At 64.8% G+C, this 16,334-nt stretch carries 19 protein-coding genes; 10 read left to right on the forward strand and 9 right to left on the reverse strand.

Annotated features, from left to right (window positions below):
* Nucleotides 1-16 precede the first annotated feature (16 nt).
* The 3 genes from secB to N8H22_RS03005 are packed head-to-tail and all read right to left on the reverse strand — an operon-like array spanning nt 17 to nt 1,235.
* A complete protein-coding gene (gene secB, locus N8H22_RS02995; RefSeq protein WP_264589136.1) occupies nt 17-511 on the reverse strand; it encodes a protein-export chaperone SecB in 495 nt (164 codons plus the stop codon).
* 50 nt (nt 512-561) lie between these two features.
* A complete protein-coding gene (gene grxC / locus N8H22_RS03000) occupies nt 562-819 on the reverse strand; it encodes a glutaredoxin 3 (protein WP_264589137.1) in 258 nt (85 codons plus the stop codon).
* Nucleotides 820-821: 2 nt separating this feature from the next.
* Nucleotides 822-1,235 carry a rhodanese-like domain-containing protein gene (locus N8H22_RS03005; RefSeq protein WP_264589138.1) on the reverse strand — a complete coding sequence of 138 codons (414 nt, stop codon included), beginning with the start codon at nt 1,233-1,235 and terminating at the stop codon, nt 822-824.
* 140 nt (nt 1,236-1,375) lie between these two features.
* Between N8H22_RS03005 and gpmI the strand changes: the two genes are divergently transcribed.
* The 6 genes from gpmI (at nt 1,376) to N8H22_RS03035 (ending at nt 7,964) form a co-directional block, all read left to right on the forward strand.
* A complete protein-coding gene (gene gpmI, locus N8H22_RS03010; RefSeq protein ID WP_264589139.1) occupies nt 1,376-2,923 on the forward strand; it encodes a 2,3-bisphosphoglycerate-independent phosphoglycerate mutase in 1,548 nt (515 codons plus the stop codon).
* 168 nt (nt 2,924-3,091) lie between these two features.
* The gene (locus tag N8H22_RS03015; RefSeq protein ID WP_264589140.1) at nt 3,092-4,339 is read left to right on the forward strand and encodes a murein hydrolase activator EnvC; all 1,248 of its coding nucleotides are present in this window, start codon (nt 3,092-3,094) and stop codon (nt 4,337-4,339) included.
* Between the two features lie 26 nt (nt 4,340-4,365).
* Nucleotides 4,366-5,706, forward strand: a complete 1,341-nt coding sequence (locus tag N8H22_RS03020) for a S41 family peptidase (RefSeq protein WP_272890670.1) — start codon at nt 4,366-4,368, stop codon at nt 5,704-5,706.
* Nucleotides 5,703-6,506 carry a divergent polysaccharide deacetylase family protein gene (locus tag N8H22_RS03025; protein WP_264589141.1) on the forward strand — a complete coding sequence of 268 codons (804 nt, stop codon included), beginning with the start codon at nt 5,703-5,705 and terminating at the stop codon, nt 6,504-6,506. Before N8H22_RS03020 ends, N8H22_RS03025 begins: the two co-directional genes overlap by 4 nt.
* A gap of 111 nt (nt 6,507-6,617) precedes the next feature.
* Nucleotides 6,618-7,061 (forward strand): NfeD family protein, encoded by a 444-nt coding sequence (locus N8H22_RS03030; RefSeq protein WP_264589142.1) that lies wholly within the window; start codon nt 6,618-6,620, stop codon nt 7,059-7,061.
* 45 nt (nt 7,062-7,106) lie between these two features.
* Nucleotides 7,107-7,964 carry an SPFH domain-containing protein gene (locus N8H22_RS03035; protein ID WP_264589143.1) on the forward strand — a complete coding sequence of 286 codons (858 nt, stop codon included), beginning with the start codon at nt 7,107-7,109 and terminating at the stop codon, nt 7,962-7,964.
* 30 nt (nt 7,965-7,994) lie between these two features.
* Here the strand turns inward: N8H22_RS03035 and N8H22_RS03040 are convergent, their stop codons facing one another.
* The 6 genes from N8H22_RS03040 to hisB all read right to left on the reverse strand — a co-directional run bounded on the left by N8H22_RS03040 (nt 7,995) and on the right by hisB (nt 11,967).
* Nucleotides 7,995-8,741, reverse strand: a complete 747-nt coding sequence (locus tag N8H22_RS03040) for an ABC transporter substrate-binding protein (RefSeq protein ID WP_264589144.1) — start codon at nt 8,739-8,741, stop codon at nt 7,995-7,997.
* A gap of 88 nt (nt 8,742-8,829) precedes the next feature.
* Nucleotides 8,830-9,600, reverse strand: coding sequence for an imidazole glycerol phosphate synthase subunit HisF (hisF, locus tag N8H22_RS03045; protein ID WP_264589145.1), 771 nt, complete (start codon nt 9,598-9,600; stop codon nt 8,830-8,832).
* A gap of 95 nt (nt 9,601-9,695) precedes the next feature.
* Nucleotides 9,696-10,439 (reverse strand): 1-(5-phosphoribosyl)-5-[(5-phosphoribosylamino)methylideneamino]imidazole-4-carboxamide isomerase, encoded by a 744-nt coding sequence (gene hisA / locus N8H22_RS03050; RefSeq protein ID WP_264589146.1) that lies wholly within the window; start codon nt 10,437-10,439, stop codon nt 9,696-9,698.
* A gap of 36 nt (nt 10,440-10,475) precedes the next feature.
* Nucleotides 10,476-10,736, reverse strand: a complete 261-nt coding sequence (locus N8H22_RS03055; RefSeq protein WP_264589147.1) for a DUF2164 domain-containing protein — start codon at nt 10,734-10,736, stop codon at nt 10,476-10,478.
* Nucleotides 10,736-11,374 (reverse strand): imidazole glycerol phosphate synthase subunit HisH, encoded by a 639-nt coding sequence (gene hisH / locus N8H22_RS03060; protein ID WP_264589148.1) that lies wholly within the window; start codon nt 11,372-11,374, stop codon nt 10,736-10,738. The genes N8H22_RS03055 and hisH overlap by 1 nt, the downstream gene beginning before the upstream one ends.
* Nucleotides 11,374-11,967 (reverse strand): imidazoleglycerol-phosphate dehydratase HisB, encoded by a 594-nt coding sequence (hisB, locus tag N8H22_RS03065; RefSeq protein ID WP_043295197.1) that lies wholly within the window; start codon nt 11,965-11,967, stop codon nt 11,374-11,376. Before hisB ends, hisH begins: the two co-directional genes overlap by 1 nt.
* 170 nt (nt 11,968-12,137) lie before the next feature.
* On the opposite strand from hisB, the gene panM reads away from it, so the two are divergent.
* From panM to N8H22_RS03085, 4 genes are all read left to right on the forward strand, one after another.
* Nucleotides 12,138-12,536, forward strand: coding sequence for an aspartate 1-decarboxylase autocleavage activator PanM (panM, locus tag N8H22_RS03070; protein WP_264589149.1), 399 nt, complete (start codon nt 12,138-12,140; stop codon nt 12,534-12,536).
* A 131-nt stretch (nt 12,537-12,667) separates the two neighbouring features.
* A complete protein-coding gene (locus tag N8H22_RS03075; protein ID WP_264589150.1) occupies nt 12,668-14,905 on the forward strand; it encodes an AsmA family protein in 2,238 nt (745 codons plus the stop codon).
* Nucleotides 14,902-15,969, forward strand: coding sequence for an A/G-specific adenine glycosylase (gene mutY, locus N8H22_RS03080; protein WP_264589151.1), 1,068 nt, complete (start codon nt 14,902-14,904; stop codon nt 15,967-15,969). The genes N8H22_RS03075 and mutY overlap by 4 nt, the downstream gene beginning before the upstream one ends.
* Nucleotides 15,966-16,238 carry an oxidative damage protection protein gene (locus N8H22_RS03085; protein WP_125920783.1) on the forward strand — a complete coding sequence of 91 codons (273 nt, stop codon included), beginning with the start codon at nt 15,966-15,968 and terminating at the stop codon, nt 16,236-16,238. The genes mutY and N8H22_RS03085 overlap by 4 nt, the downstream gene beginning before the upstream one ends.
* Nucleotides 16,239-16,334: the final 96 nt, after the last annotated feature.

Genomic DNA, 16,334 nt, shown 5'->3' on the forward strand with positions numbered 1-16,334 from the left:
ACCCGCCCCACGTAGTTCAGTGGGCGCTGGAGGAAGCCGCGCCCGCCTGCTGCATGCGCGCCATTTCCTGGGCATAGAGCGCATCAAAGTTCACCGGAGCCAGCATCAGCGCCGGGAACGAGCCACGGGTTACCAGGCTATCCAACGTCTCACGGGCATAGGGGAAGAGAATGTTCGGGCAGAACGCGCCGAGCGTATGGCTCATGGCCGCGGCGTCGAGTCCCTTGATCAGGAAAATGCCAGCCTGCTGCACTTCCGCGATGAAGGCGACTTCCTCACCGGTTTTCACCGTGACCGACAAAGTCAGCACCACTTCATGGAAATCGCCTTCCAGCGCCTTCTGCTTGGTGTTCAGATCCAGGGCTACACTCGGATTCCATTCCTGACGGAAGATTTCCGGGCTCTTCGGCGCCTCGAACGATAGGTCGCGGACATAGATGCGCTGCAGGGAGAACTGCGGGCCCTGCTCGTTCTGCGCCGCCGCGGCGCCGTTGCTTGCTTGCTCAGTCATATCTGAAGCCTTCTGGTTGTGCGTTTCGTGTTGTTTGTCTTGCTCGCGCTTCAGCCTCGCTGGAGCAGCGCATCGAGCCGCCCGGCGCGCTCTAGCGCGAAAAGATCGTCACAGCCGCCGACATGCTGCTCGCCGATCCAGATCTGTGGCACCGAAGTACGCCCGGCCTTGCTGGCCATCTCGGCCCGCAGCGCTGGCTTGCCATCGACGGAGATTTCTTCGTAGGCGACGTTCTTCTGATCGAGCAGCGCCTTGGCGCGGATGCAGTAGGGGCACCAGGCGGTGGTATAGATGACGACCTTGGGCATGATTACTTGACCACTGGCAGATTGTCGCCACGCCAGCTGGAAATCCCTCCCGACAGCTTCGCGGCAGTGAAGCCTGCCTTCTGCAGCTCGCGGCAGACCGTTCCGGCATGCTGGCCCATGGCATCGACCACGATCACGGTCTTGGCCTTGTGTTTTTCCAGCTCGCCCATGCGGCTGACCAGCTTCTCGTGGGGAATGTTCAACGCATCGACGATGTGTCCGCCGTCGAACTCCTTCTTGGCCCGCACGTCCAACACCACGCCCTCGCCACTGTTGACCAACGTGGTCAGCTCACGGGTGCTCAGGCTCTTGCCACCCTTGCGGGTCTCGGTGATGGCCAGGAGGATCAGCAGCACCACGAACGCCGTACTAAGCACATAGTGGTTAGAGACAAATTCAATCAGGTTAGCGAGCATCAACGGGTACCCAGACGATAAAATGCGGGCCAGTATACACAGCCCCCTCCACCGGCTGAACCCTGACGAATCGTGACCTTGGCGCGGTCAGTCAGTAGACTGGCCGCCCTTTTTCTGCCCCGAGCAAGGAGCCCGAAAGCATGCCTGCCGCGCCTACTGCCGTGCCTAAACCCCTGGTACTGATCATCCTCGACGGCTTCGGACACAGCGACAATCCGGAATTCAACGCGATTCATGCAGCCAACACTCCGGTTTACGACCGCCTGCGCGCCACTCGCCCGCACGGCCTGATTTCCGGCAGCGGCATGGATGTGGGCTTGCCGGACGGGCAGATGGGCAACTCCGAGGTCGGCCACATGAACCTGGGCGCAGGCCGCGTGGTGTATCAGGATTTCACCCGGGTGACCAAGGCCATCCGCGACGGCGAGTTTTTCGCCAATCCGGCGATCTGCGCCGCGGTGGACAAGGCTGTCGGCGCCGATAAGGCGGTGCACATCCTTGGCCTGCTCTCCGATGGCGGTGTGCACAGCCATCAGGATCACCTGATGGCGATGGCCGAACTGGCTGCCCAGCGCGGCGCCGAGAAGATTTACCTGCATGCCTTCCTCGACGGCCGCGACACGCCGCCCAAGAGTGCGCAGAGTTCCATCGAACTGCTCCAGGCCACCTTCAGCCGCCTCGGCAGGGGTCGTATCGCCAGCCTGATCGGCCGCTACTACGCGATGGACCGTGACAATCGCTGGGACCGTGTCGAACAGGCCTACCGCCTGGTCGTCGACGGCAAGGCCGACTACCAGGCCAGCGATGCGGTGGGCGGCCTGCTCGCGGCTTACGAGCGCGGTGAGAGCGACGAATTCGTCAAGGCGACCACGATCGGCGAGCCAGTGCGTGTGGAGGATGGCGACGCGGTGGTGTTCATGAACTTCCGCGCCGACCGCGCCCGCGAGCTGACGCGCTGCTTCGTCGAGCCGCAGTTCAGCGAATTCGCCCGCGTCCGCGCCCCGCAGCTGGCGGGCTTCGTCATGCTTACCCAGTACGCCGCGAGCATCCCGGCACCGGCAGCATTCGCTCCCGAGGCGCTGACCAACGTGCTCGGCGAGTACCTGGCGAAGAACGGCAAGACCCAGTTGCGCATCGCCGAAACAGAGAAGTATGCCCACGTCACCTTCTTCTTCTCCGGCGGTCGCGAAGAGCCGTTTGCCGGCGAGGAACGCATTCTCATCCCGTCGCCGAAAGTGGCCACCTACGATCAGCAGCCGGAGATGAGCGCACCCGAAGTGACCGACCGCATCATCGAGGCGATCGAACAGCAGCGTTATGACGTGATCGTCGTCAACTACGCTAACGGTGACATGGTCGGCCACACCGGCGTGTTCGACGCCGCGGTCAAGGCCGTCGAGTGCCTGGACCACTGCGTCGGCCGCATCGTCGAGGCGCTGGAGAAGGTTGGCGGCGAAGCGCTGATCACCGCCGATCACGGCAACGTCGAGCAGATGGAAGATGCCATGACCGGCCAGGCCCATACGGCACACACCTGCGAGCCGGTCCCGTTCATCTACGTCGGCAAGCGCCCCGCGCACATCCGCAGCGGCGGCGTCCTGGCCGATGTGGCGCCGACGATGCTGACCCTGCTGGGCCTGCCGGTTCCACCGGAAATGACCGGCCGTACCATCGTCGAGCTGAACTGAAGCGACCGCAGCTGACAGGGCACAGCCTCCCGACCGCCAGAGTCGGGAGCGCGGAGGGTCGTATCGCCCCTCCGCTGCTGGCCGCAGTCTGCTTTCGTCTGCCGTACAGCTTGCCGCTGCTTTTTTAGGCATACTACGCCGGTCGTGATCTCTCGGTTGCCACCCTCCATGTCTCGTACCGTTCTTGCATTTGCCCTGATCTGCCTGCTCGGGCCGGCCGTTGCCGACGAGCGCGCCGAAGCACGCCAGCAGATCGAGGCCGCGCGCCAGGACATCGCCGAACTGCAGAAGCTGCTCAAGCAGATCGAGCAGGAGAAATCCGGGGTGCAAAAGCAGCTCAAGAGCACCGAGAGCGAGATGGGCCAGCTGGAAAAGCAGGTCGATACTCTGCAGCAGGAAATCGACCGCAGCGAGGCGGAGCTGGAGCGGCTCAACGAAGAGAAGACCACGCTCGAGGGCGCCCGTATCGAACAGCAGCGACTGATCGGCACCCAGGCCCGCGCCGCCTACCAGAACGGTCGCCAGGAGTACGTCAAGCTGCTGCTCAACCAGCAGAATCCGGAAAAATTCAGCCGCACCCTCACCTATTACGATTACCTGAACAAGGCGCGCTTCGAGCAAGTCGAGAGCTTCAACGAGACGCTACGCCAGCTGGCCAATGTCGAGGCCGGCATCCAGGATCAGCGCAGCAAGCTGGCCGAACAGCAGGATGGCCTGCTCGAGCGCCGCAACCAGCTCGCCGCCGTGCGCAAGGAGCGCCAGCAGGCGCTCGCCAAGCTCAACAGCGACCTGTCCACTCGCGAGCAGAAACTGCAGGCGCGACGCCAGGAGCAGGCGCAACTCGAACGCGTCCTCAAGACCATCGAGGAAACCCTCGCGCGCCAGGCCCGCGAGGCCGAGCAGGCGCGGCAGCGCGAGCTGCTCGCCGAACGCGAACGGCAGCAGCGTCAGTCCGGCTCGTCAGGCGCTCCCGGCCCGCTGGTGTCCAGCGCTGGCGCCAGCTTCGGCGGCCCGTTCGCCCAGGCCAAGGGCAAGCTGCCCTGGCCGGTCAACGGCCGTCTCGTCGCCCGCTACGGCACTCCGCGCGGCGGCGACGCTCGAACCAAGTGGGACGGCGTACTGATCGGTGCGGCCGTCGGCAGCCAGGTGCGCGCCGTGCATGGCGGCCGCGTGGTGTTTGCCGACTGGTTGCGCGGCGCCGGCCTGCTGGTGATCCTCGACCACGGCAATGGCTACCTGACCCTGTACGGGCATAACCAGAGCCTGCTCAAGGACGCCGGCGACATCGTCAAGGCTGGCGAACCGATCGCCACCGTTGGGACCAGTGGCGGCCAGGAAGCGGCCGCGCTGTATTTCGCCATTCGCCAGCAGGGCCGCCCCAGCGACCCTGCACACTGGTGCCGCGCGCAAGGCTAGCGCCGCCCTCACACCTGGAGTTCGACATGCTGCACCTGCGCCATTTCGCCCGACCCTCCACGCTCACCCTGGCCCTGGTGCTGGGGCTGCACGGCAGCGCCTGGGCGCAGCAACCCGCGACCGATCTGGCGCCCGCGCCAGTCGAGCTCGAGACCTCGAAGAACAAGGCGCCGCTGCCGCTGGAGGAGTTGCGCACCTTCGCTGAGGTGCTGGACCGCATCAAAGCCGCCTATGTTGAGCCGGTCGACGACAAGACACTGCTGGAAAACGCCATCAAGGGCATGCTCAGCAACCTCGACCCGCATTCGGCCTATCTCGAGCCCGAAGCCTTCGCCGAGCTGCAGGAAAGCACCAGCGGTGAATTCGGCGGTCTGGGCATCGAGGTTGGTCAGGAGGATGGCCTGATCAAGGTGGTGTCGCCGATCGACGACACTCCGGCATCGAAAGCCGGCATCGAGGCGGGTGACCTGATCGTCAAGATCGACGGTAAGCCGACCAAGGGCCTGTCGATGATGGACGCCGTCAGCCAGATGCGCGGCAAGCCCGGCAGCAGCATCACCCTGACCCTGGTACGCGAAGGCGGCCGGCCGTTCGACGTCAAGCTGACCCGCGCGGTGATCAAGGTGCAGAGCGTCAAGAGCCAGCTGCTGGAACCCGGCTATGGCTATCTGCGCGTCACCCAGTTCCAGGTCAACACCGGCGAGGAAGTGGGCAAGGCGCTGGCGCAATTGAAGAAGAACAACCACGGCCAGAAGCTCAGCGGCCTGGTTCTGGACCTGCGCAACAACCCCGGCGGCGTGCTGCAGGCGGCCGTGGAAGTATCCGACCACTTCCTCACCAAGGGCCTGATCGTCTACACCAAGGGTCGCATCGCCAATTCCGAGCTGCGTTTCAACGCCGATCCGGCCGATGCCAGCGAACACGTGCCCTTGGTGATACTGATCAATGGCGGCAGCGCGTCGGCCTCGGAGATCGTTGCCGGTGCCCTGCAGGATCACAAGCGCGGCGTGGTGATGGGTACCGACAGCTTCGGCAAAGGCTCGGTACAGACCGTGCTGCCGCTGAACAACGATCGCGCGCTCAAGCTCACCACGGCGCTTTACTACACCCCCAACGGCCGTTCGATCCAGGCCCAAGGCATCGTTCCGGATATCGAGGTGGCACGCGCCAAGCTGACCCGCGAACAGGCGGGTGACAGCCTGCGCGAAGCGGATCTGGCGGGCCATCTGGGCAACGGCAACGGCGGCCCCGATCGGCCGAGCAGCACGCAGATCGCTAGCGATTCGCCGCGGCCGCAGGATGACGACTACCAGCTGGGTCAGGCACTCAATCTGCTCAAAGGGCTGAACCTCACCCGCGGCCAATGAGTGGCGCCTGCCGACTGGCCGCACTGTGCCTGGGATTGCTCAGCCTGCTGAGCGGCCCGGTGCTGGCGAGCGAACCGCCAAGTGCCACGCCAGTCAACCATCGTCCCGCTCGCCTGAGCCTGATCATCGATGATCTCGGCCAGCATCCCGCGCGTGATCGCCGCGTTCTCGCGCTGCCCGGACCGGTAGCGCTCGCGATCCTCCCGGACACCCGCCACGCCGGTAGCCTCGCCGAGCAGGCCCATCGTGCGGGCAAGACCGTGCTGCTGCACCTACCCATGGCGCCTGCCGGCGGGCGGTTCGCCTGGCAACCGCATCTGCCCCATGCCGAACTCCAGCGTCGCCTGCAGGCCGCGCTACTGGCCGTGCCGCACGTCAGCGGGGTGAACAACCACATGGGCAGCACAATGACCGAGCAGCCGCAGGCGATGACTCAGCTGATGCGCGATCTGCAACGGCGCCACCTGTTCTTCCTCGACAGCCGCACCAGCCCGAATACCGTCGCCGCCGCCAGCGCTCAGCGGGAAAACCTGGCGAGCCTGTCGCGCGATGTGTTTCTGGATGACGATGCCAGTCCGGCAGCGGTTGCCGAACGTTTCCAGGCCGCCATAGCACTGGCCCGCCGGCAGGGCTCGGCGGTCATCATCGGCCACCCCCATGACAGCACCCTGACCCTGCTCGAACGCGAACTGCCGCGCCTCGCAGCACGTGGCATCGAATGGATCGACCTCGGCCAGATGATCGCCATCCGCGGCAACCGCGCAATGGCCGCCCACGGCACGCAGGGAATTTATCGGTAGGACCGCGCAACCCGGTGAATTGGGCGTGCCGCAACGCCGTCGTCCGTATAACCTAGCCGTGCATCCGACCGCGGGGCGGTCGGCTGCAACACTTTATGTGCAGGGAACCGCATGGATATTCAGTGGTGGTATTGGATCGTCGCGGGGGCTGTGCTGATTCTTATGGAATTGGTGGTGCCCTCGTTCTTCATTCTCTGGTTCGGCATCGGCGCCCTGCTGGTTGCGCTGGCCATGTGGCTATTACCCGGGCTTTCGCTGACCGCGCAGATCGCGCTGTGGACAGCTGCCTCGCTGGTGATGGTGCTGCTGTGGTTCAAGGTATTCGCCGGCACCCGGCTGAAGACGCAGTCGGGCACCGCGCAGGGTGAAGTCATCGGCGAAGTGGGCCTGCTGGTCAGTGCGGTCGCACCCTTCCAGCATGGCAAGGTGCGCTTCCAGAAGCCGATCCTCGGCAGCGAGCAGTGGAACTGCATGGCCGATGAAGCGATTCCCGCCGGAGAGCGGGTGCGCATCCTCGCCTTCGAAGGCAACAGCGTGAAAGTCGCCAAGGCCTGATGCCGGCGGCAAGCGGAACAACTCAATCAACAAGGAAGCTGTTTTATGACACCCGGTCTAGTCATTGCGGTCGTAGTCGCGGCCATCATCCTCATCACCATTGCCAAGGGCGTGCGCCTGGTTCCGCAGGGCGACGAATGGATCGTCGAACGCCTCGGTCGCTATCAGCGCACGCTGATTCCCGGCCTCAACATCCTGGTGCCGTACATGGACAACGTCGCCTACAAGCTGGTGACCAAGGACCAGATCCTCGACATCGAGCAGCAGGAAGTCATCACCAAGGACAATGCGGTGATCCTGACCAACGCGCTGTGCTTCGTCAAAGTGACCGACCCGGTGAAGGCGGTGTACGGCGTCACCGATTACAAATCGGCAATCTCCAACCTGACCAAGACCACCCTGCGGCAGATCATCGGCGAGATGGAGCTGGACGAAGCGCTGTCCTCGCGCGACGTCATCAAGGCCAAGCTGCGCGACAGCATGGCCGAGCAGGCGGGTGACTGGGGCCTGACGGTGAAGGGCATCGAGATTCAGGACATCTCGCCGTCCGAGTCCATGCAGCGTGCGATGGAGATGCAGGCTGCGGCTGAGCGCGAGCGCAAGGCGACTGTCACCCGTGCCGAAGGCGCCAAGCAGGCGGCAATTCTCGAAGCCGAGGCCCGCCTTGAGTCGGCCAAGCGCGACGCGTCGGCCCAGGTGGAACTGGCTACCGCCTCAGCCACCGCAATCAAACTGGTGGCAGAAAGCATCGGCACCGACAGCGGCCCGATGATGTACCTGCTCGGCGAGAAGTACATCACCTCGCTGGAGAACCTCGCCGGCAGCGGCAACGCCAAGATGGTCGTGCTCCCGGCCGACCTGCAATCGACCCTGGGCGGGCTGCTGGGCAAGGCCAAGCTGTAACCACTGGGGCGCCCTCGGCGCCCCGATTCATTACTGCAGGTAACGCGCGTTGATCGCCTCGACTACGCCTTCCGCGCGCATCTGATCCAGCGCCCGCTGCAACTGCTGCACCGTCTGGTCATCGACCTGCTTATTCAGCGCCAGATAGAGCTCGGCACTGTCGAAGCGCAGCACGCGCTTGAGCCCAGTCACACCATCCTGGCGCGCCAGATAACGGCCGGCGGGATCGCCGGTGGCCCAGAGGTCGATCTTGCCATCGAGCAGCTTCTTCACGTTCTCCTGATCACGCAACGCAAGCTGAGGTTGCAGGCCCTGGCCTTGCAGATGCTCGGCGATGGCATCGCCCTTGTAGGCACCGACGCTGTACTGCCGCGCCTGATCCAAACTGCTCAGGCTGATCGTGCTGTCGCCACGGGCCAGCAGTACCCAGTCGTCCGGGCCGATGGGGCCGACCCACTTGAACAGTTCTTCACGCTCAGGCAGCCGCGCCGTGACGAAGACCCCATAGTTCGGCTGCTCCAGCGCCATCCCGTAGATGCGCTCCCAGGGGAAGCGCAGCGTCAGGGTGTAGTCGACACCGGCACGCTTGAACATCTCGCGCACGATGTCCGCGGCAATGCCGGTGATGTGCTCGTCGCGGGCGAAGTTCTTGCCATCGTCCGCCATGTTGTAGGGCGGGAAGTTCTCGGTCAGCAGGTCGATCTTCGCCGGCGCCTGGGCATGGGCCAGCGCGGCGCCGAGCACGAATGCCGCAGCGGCGATGGAAATTTTCAACATTACTGAGTCCTCTTGAGTGCTGATCCGCAAGTCCGGCGGACGTGTCCATGTATCGAGAGCGAAGCCCTTCGCTCAACCAGCTGCACGATCAGCGCATTACGATGCCGCGCGCAGCCAGATAGGCCTTGGCTTCCGGGATGGTGTATTCGCCGAAATGGAAGATGCTGGCGGCCAGCACCGCGTCGGCCTTGCCCTCGAGGATGCCATCGGCCAGGTGCTGCAGGTTGCCGACGCCGCCGGAGGCGATCACCGGGATGCACAGCGCCTCGCTGATGGCGCGGGTGACGCCCAGGTCGTAGCCGCTCTTGACGCCGTCCTGATCCATGCTGGTGAGCAGGATCTCGCCGGCGCCTAGCGCTTCCATCTTCTTCGCCCATTCCACCGCGTCCAGCCCGGTGGGCTTGCGGCCGCCGTGGGTGAAGATCTCCCAGCGGCCGAGCTCGCCCGGCGCGGAGACTTTCTTGGCGTCGATGGCGACGACGATGCACTGCGAGCCGAAACGGTCCGCGGCCTCGCCGACGAAATCCGGGTTGAACACCGCCGCGGTGTTGATCGAGACCTTGTCGGCGCCGGCGTTGAGCAGGTTGCGGATATCCTGCACGGTGCGCACACCACCGCCGACGGTCAGCGGGATGAACACCTGGCTGGCCATGCGCTCGACGGTATGCAGGGTGGTGTCGCGGTTGTCGACACTGGCGGTGATGTCGAGGAAGGTGATCTCGTCGGCGCCCTGCTCGTCGTAGCGGCGCGCGATTTCCACCGGGTCGCCGGCGTCGCGGATGTTCTCGAACTGGACGCCCTTGACCACGCGGCCGTTGTCGACGTCGAGGCAGGGAATGATGCGTTTGGCCAGGGCCATGGTCGATCTCTCTCGTAGGGTGGTCAGCCGCGCAGCGTTGTCCACCGGGTCACCGAATGCATGGTGGACAAGCGCAGCGTTGTCCACCCTACGGCTTATTCGTCCTTGGTCTTCAGGTCGCAGAGCGCCTGCGCCTCGGCGACATCCAGCGTGCCTTCGTAGATGGCGCGGCCGGTGATGGCGCCGATGATGCCGGGCGTGTTGGTATCGAGCAGCTTCTGGATGTCGCCGAGGTTGTGGATGCCACCGGAAGCGATCACCGGGATGCGACTGGCGTTGGCCAGGGCCACGGTGGCTTCGACGTTGCAGCCCTGCATCATGCCGTCCTTGGCAATGTCGGTATAGACGATCGCCGAGACGCCATCAGCCTCGAAGCGGCGGGCCAGATCGACTGCCTGCACGCTGGAGACTTCCGCCCAGCCATCGGTGGCGACGAAGCCATCCTTCGCATCCAGACCGACGATGACCTTGCCCGGAAAGGCGCGGCAGGCCTCGCCGACGAACTCCGGCTGCTTGACCGCCTTGGTGCCGATGATCACGTAGCTGACGCCGGCGCGCACGTAATGCTCGATGGTTTCGAGCGAGCGGATGCCGCCACCGATCTGGATCGGCAGGTTCGGATAGCGCTTGGCGATGGCGGTGACCACCTCGCCGTTGACCGGCTGGCCCTCGAAGGCGCCGTTGAGGTCGACCAGGTGCAGACGACGGCACCCGGCCTCGACCCACTTGGCGGCCATGGCCACCGGGTCATCGGAGAACACCGTGGCGTCGTCCATCAGGCCTTGGCGCAGACGCACGCAGGCGCCGTCTTTCAGATCGATTGCGGGAATAATCAGCATGGCTCGAACCTGTTCAAATCCAGTGTCGGTTAAGGGTCAGCTCTTCTCGAGCGCCCACAAGTCGCTTTCGATGCTCTCGAACCTGTCTTTCAGGTGCGCCTGCACATCGAAGATCGCCTTGTTGTAGTAGTGCGGAGCGATTTCCCGGGCAAACAGATCGAGGATTTCCTGCACCTCAAAGGAGCCCAGCTCCAGCTCGAAGCGTTCAGCGAGAAATGCCTTGAGGATCCGTTGCGCCACCTGCTCCTGCGCACTGTCCAGCGCGAGGATCGGTGGCTTGCCCTTGGCCCGGCTCATTACCAGCGGCCATCCCAGGCGGCAAAGTTCTGCAGCAGCTGCAGGCCGTGGGTGTGGCTCTTCTCCGGGTGGAACTGCACGGCGAAGCGCGAGCCGTCGGCCAGCGCCGCGGCGAAGTCCTTGCCGTAGTGACCGCGACCGACCACCTGACGCGGGTTGCCGGCCTCGATGTAGTAGCTGTGCACGAAATAGAAGCGGCCATTGTCCGGAATGTTGTGCCAGAGCGGATGGTCCACCGCCTGCTTGACCTCGTTCCAGCCCATGTGCGGCACCTTCAGGTGCTCACCGTCCTCGTGCAAATCCTTGCCGAAAAAGCGCACCTGGCCGGGGAACAGGCCGATGCAGTCGACGCCGTCGTTCTCCTCACTGCGCTCCATCAAGGCCTGCATGCCGACGCAGATGCCGAGGAACGGGCGGTCCTGGCTGACTTCGCGGACCAGCTCGTCGAAGCCCAGCCGGCGGATCTCGGCCATGCAGTCGCGAATCGCGCCGACGCCGGGAAACACCACACGGTCGGCCTCACGGATGACCTGCGCATCACTGGTGATCAGCACGCGGCCGGCGCCGACATGCTCCAGCGCCTTGGCCACCGAATGCAGGTTGCCCATGCCGTAGTCGATGACGGCAACGGTCTGCATTACAGGCACCCCTTGGTCGACGGCATCTGCCCGGCCATGCGCGGATCGAGTTCGATGGCCATGCGCAGCGCGCGGCCGAAGGCCTTGAACACCGTCTCGATCTGGTGGTGGGTGTTGGTGCCACGCAGGTTGTCGATGTGCAGGGTGACCAGGGCATGGTTGACGAAGCCCTGGAAGAATTCCTGGAACAGGTCGACGTCGAACTTGCCGACCACCGCGCGGGTGTAGGGCACGTTCATGGTCAGCCCCGGGCGCCCGGAGAAATCGATCACCACGCGCGACAGTGCTTCGTCCAGCGGCACGTAGGAATGCCCGTAGCGGGTCATGCCCTTCTTGTCGCCGATGGCCTTGGCGAAGGCCTGGCCGAGGGTGATGCCGACATCCTCGACGGTGTGGTGGTCATCGATGTGCAGGTCACCGTTGCATTCGATATCCAGGTCGATCAGCCCGTGACGGGCGATCTGATCGAGCATGTGCTCGAGAAAAGGCACACCGATGGCGAAACGCGCCTTGCCGGTGCCATCCAGATTGATGGTGACCTTGACCTGGGTTTCCAGGGTGTTGCGCTCTACGCATGCCGTACGTTCGGACATCGACAGCTCCGCTGATCGTGGGGCGAAAAAGGGCCACATTATAGGCGCAAAGCCCGTGCCGGGGATACGCACGCGGCGGCCCGAGCCCGCGCCGCGCCGGCCGCCGTGCGACCCAGCGCCTTCGGCGGTATGCTTTGCGCCATCTCCGCCCAGCCGCCCGCAAGGTCAACATGCCCGTCTACGTCGAAACCGTCACCCAAGCCAGCCAGCAGGACCGTACCGATCTGGCGAAAATCTACGCCGATGCCCCCGCCTGGCTGCTGGCCCCCTATGCCAGCGCCGAGGCGCTAATCGAGGCCGGGCTGGCCGACGGCAGCCTGATCGCCGGTCGTTTCAACGACCGCCTGCTCGGCGCCGCGCTGCTGCGCCGAGACGAGCAGACCTGGCGGCTCTCGCACCTGTGCGTGCGCAAGCTGACCCGCAAGCGCGGCGTCGGTCGTCGCCTGCTGGAAGAGGCCCAGCGCCTGGCCAGCGAGGCCGGCAAGCCGCTGCATCTGGCCGCACCGGACGGGCACCTGGAAGCCAGCGCCCTCGCCGCGCGGGCGCACCTGCCCCTGGACCCGCTCTGAACCAGCGACGCGCGCTACCTGCGGAACCCGCACCCGCCCTGCCACTCCAAAGCCGACCGCCCGCCGAACAACGGGCTGGCACAGGGCTATACTTCGCTCCTTCCAGAACGCTCTAACACAAGGACTCGTCCATGAAATCGCTCGGCAAAATCCTGGGCTTGGTCATTCTCGGGCTGTTGCTGATCATCGTGGCCCTCGGCTTCGCCCTGACCCACCTGTTCGATCCCAACGACTACAAGGACGAGATCCGCGAACTGGCGCGCAACAAGGCCGGCCTGGAGCTCGCGATCAATGGCGATATCGGCTGGAGCCTGTTCCCCTGGCTCGGCCTGGAACTGCACGAAACCACGCTGGCCAGCACGCAGACGCCCGAGCAGCCCTTCGCCGATCTGCGCATGCTCGGCCTTTCGGTGCGGGTGATGCCGCTGTTGAGCCGTGAAGTGCAGATGAGCGACATCACCGTCAACGGCCTCAACCTGACCCTGAGCCGCGACGAGCAAGGTCGCGGCAACTGGGAGGGCATTGGCGAACCACCACGCCTGGCAACCGGCGAGCAGCCGCCAATGCCCGCCGAGGCGCCCGCCGAACCCGCCGACGCCGCACCAGCCGACGCCGCACCAGCCGCAGGCGGCAAACCGCTCAAGCTGGATATCGACAGCCTCACCGTCAGCGATGCACGGGTCACCTACCACGATGCCACGACCGGCCAGCAATACAGCGCCGAGGGCATCGAACTGAGTACCGGCGCCATTCGCGAAGGCACCGCCATCCCGGTCAAGCTCAATGCCTTTTTCGGCAGCAACAAGCCGGTGATGCGCGCGCGCACCGAACTGCAGGGCTCACTGCGCTTCGACAACAAGCTAAAACGCTACCAGTTCGAGGATCTGCGCCTGGCCGGCGAAGCCTCGGGCGAACCGCTCAACGGCAAGACGCTGACCTTCAGCGCCCAGGGCCAGCTGCTGGTCGATCGCGCGGCGCAGGTCGCCGAATGGAACGGCCTCAAGCTCACCGCCAACGAACTGCGCGGGCTCGGCGAGCTCAAGATCCGCGATCTGGAAAGCCAACCCAAGCTCAGCGGCGCGCTGTCCGTGGCGCAGTTCAACCTCCGCCAACTGCTCGAAGGCCTCGGCCAGCAACTGCCCGCCATGGCCGACGCCAGCGCCCTGAGCAAGGTTGAACTGGTGACGCGGCTGGCCGGCAGCCAGACCAGCCTCACCCTCGAGGAGGCGACGCTGAAGCTGGACGACAGCACTTTCACCGGCGAGATCGCTATCAGTGACTTCGCGCGCCAGGCGCTGCGGCTCAACCTCAAGGGCGACCGCCTCGACCTGGATCGCTACCTGCCACCGGCAGCCAAGGAAACGCCGGAAAGCGCGGCACGCCAAAGCGAAGTCAAAACGACCGAAGCGACGGCCGTCGGCAGTGGCACCACACCGCTACCGGACAAACCGACCCAGCAGGCCTGGAGCTCGGAGAAGATGCTGCCGCTCGAGCAGCTGCGCAGCCTCGACGCCAATCTGAACCTCGCCGTCGGCAACCTCACCGTGCGCAAGCTGCCGCTGGAAAACTTCGTGCTGAAGGCGCGCAGTCAGGGCGGCCTGCTCACCCTGCAGGAACTGCGTAGCAATCTTTATGGCGGTGGACTGGAGGCCGCGGCCAGCCTCGATGTACGCCCACCCACTCCCCTGCTGAGCGTTCAGAAGCGATTCAACCGCATTCCCGTCGAACGCCTGCTGGAAAGCCAGGGCGAAAAAGTCACCCTTAAAGGCCTGCTCAATCTCGACGCCGACCTGCGCACCCAGGGCAACAGCCAGAAGGACTGGGTCGACCACCTCGGCGGCACCATCGGCTTCATCGTCGACAACGGTGTGCTGGTCGACGCCAATCTCGAGCAGCAGCTCTGCCGCGCAATCGCCACCCTCAACCGCAAGGTGCTGACCAGCGAGCCGCGCAGCAAGGACACCCCGTTCCGCGAACTCAAGGGCAACCTGACCCTGCGTGACGGCGTGGCCAGCAACCCCGATCTCAAGGCCAGCATTCCCGGCCTGACGGTCAACGGCAATGGCGACGTCGATCTGCGCGTACTGGGCATGGACTACCGCGTCGGCATCCTCATCGAAGGCGACATGGGCGCGATGCCCGACCCGGCCTGCCAGGTCAACGAACGCTACGTCGGCATCGAATGGCCGCTGCGCTGCCGCGGCCCGCTGGAGCTGGGCGCCAAGGCCTGCCGCTTCGACAAGGACGCCCTCGGCAAGGTCGCGGGCAAGCTAGCGGGCGAAAAGCTCAGCGAGAAGCTCGAAGAGAAGCTCGGCGACAAGGTCAGCCCGGAACTCAAGGACGCGCTCAAGGGCCTGTTCAAGCGATGAGTCCCGAGCAGTTCGGCGCGGCGGTCCTCGACTGGTACGACCGCCACGGCCGCAAAGATCTGCCCTGGCAGCAGGACATCACCCCGTACCGGGTGTGGGTGTCGGAGATCATGCTGCAGCAGACCCAGGTCAGCACCGTGCTCCGCTACTTCGACCGCTTCATGGCGGCGCTGCCTACCGTCGAGGCGCTCGCCGCCGCCGAGGAAGACGAAGTGCTGCACCTGTGGACCGGGCTCGGCTACTACAGCCGCGCACGCAATCTGCACAAGACCGCAAAACTCATCGTTGCCGAACATGGCGGCGTCTTTCCGAAAGACGTCGACCGGCTCGCCGAACTTCCAGGAATCGGTCGCTCCACGGCAGGCGCCATCGCCAGCATCAGCATGGGGCTGCGCGCGCCGATCCTCGACGGCAACGTCAAGCGCGTGCTGGCCCGCTATGTCGCCCAGGATGGCTATCCGGGCGAACCGAAGGTAGCCCGCCAGCTGTGGGAGGCGGCCGAGCGCTTCACGCCGCAGCAGCGGGTAAACCATTACACCCAGGCGATGATGGATCTGGGCGCCACCCTCTGCACCCGCAGCCGGCCGAGCTGCCTGCTCTGCCCGCTCAAGGACGGCTGCCGTGCCCATCTGCTGGGCCGTGAAACCGACTTCCCGGTGCCCAAGCCGCGCAAGGCGCTGCCGCAAAAACGCACGCTAATGCCGCTGCTGGCCAATCGCGAAGGCGCCATTTTGCTTTATCGACGTCCGTCAACCGGCCTCTGGGGCGGACTCTGGAGCCTGCCGGAGCTGGACGACCTTGAGGCCCTCGACCCGCTGGCGGAGCGTCATGCGCTGCAACTGGAAGAGCGCCGCGAGCTGCCAGGGCTGACCCACACCTTCAGCCACTTCCAGCTGGCCATCGAGCCCTGGCTGATCAAAGTCAAGTCCGCGCCCGACGCCGTGGCCGAGGCCGACTGGCTCTGGTATAACCTCGCCACCCCGCCGCGTCTCGGCCTTGCCGCGCCGGTAAAGACACTGCTCAAGCGCGCCGCCGCTGAATTGCATGCAGGAGAAGACCAATGACCCGCACCGTGAATTGCCGCAAGTACAACCAGGAGCTCCCCGGCCTCGAGCGCCCACCATTTCCGGGACAGAAAGGCGAGGACATCTACAACAACATCTCCAAGCAAGCCTGGGATGACTGGCAGAAGCATCAGACCATGCTGATCAACGAGCGTCGGCTGAACATGATGAACGCCGAGGACCGCAAGTTTCTCCAGGGCGAAATGGACAAGTTCTTCTCCGGCGAGGATTACGCCAAAGCAGAAGGCTACGTGCCGCCCAGCGAGTGATGCAGGCCGCCAATGACCACGCAGCGACGCTAAGCGCCCGTCCAGGCTAAATTTTTTCCTGGCCACGCTTGACAGGCAAAAGCCAAATCCGTCTAA

Origin of the sequence: Stutzerimonas sp. S1 (assembly GCF_025966695.1) — a bacterium.
Classification (GTDB): Bacteria; Pseudomonadota; Gammaproteobacteria; order Pseudomonadales; family Pseudomonadaceae; genus Stutzerimonas.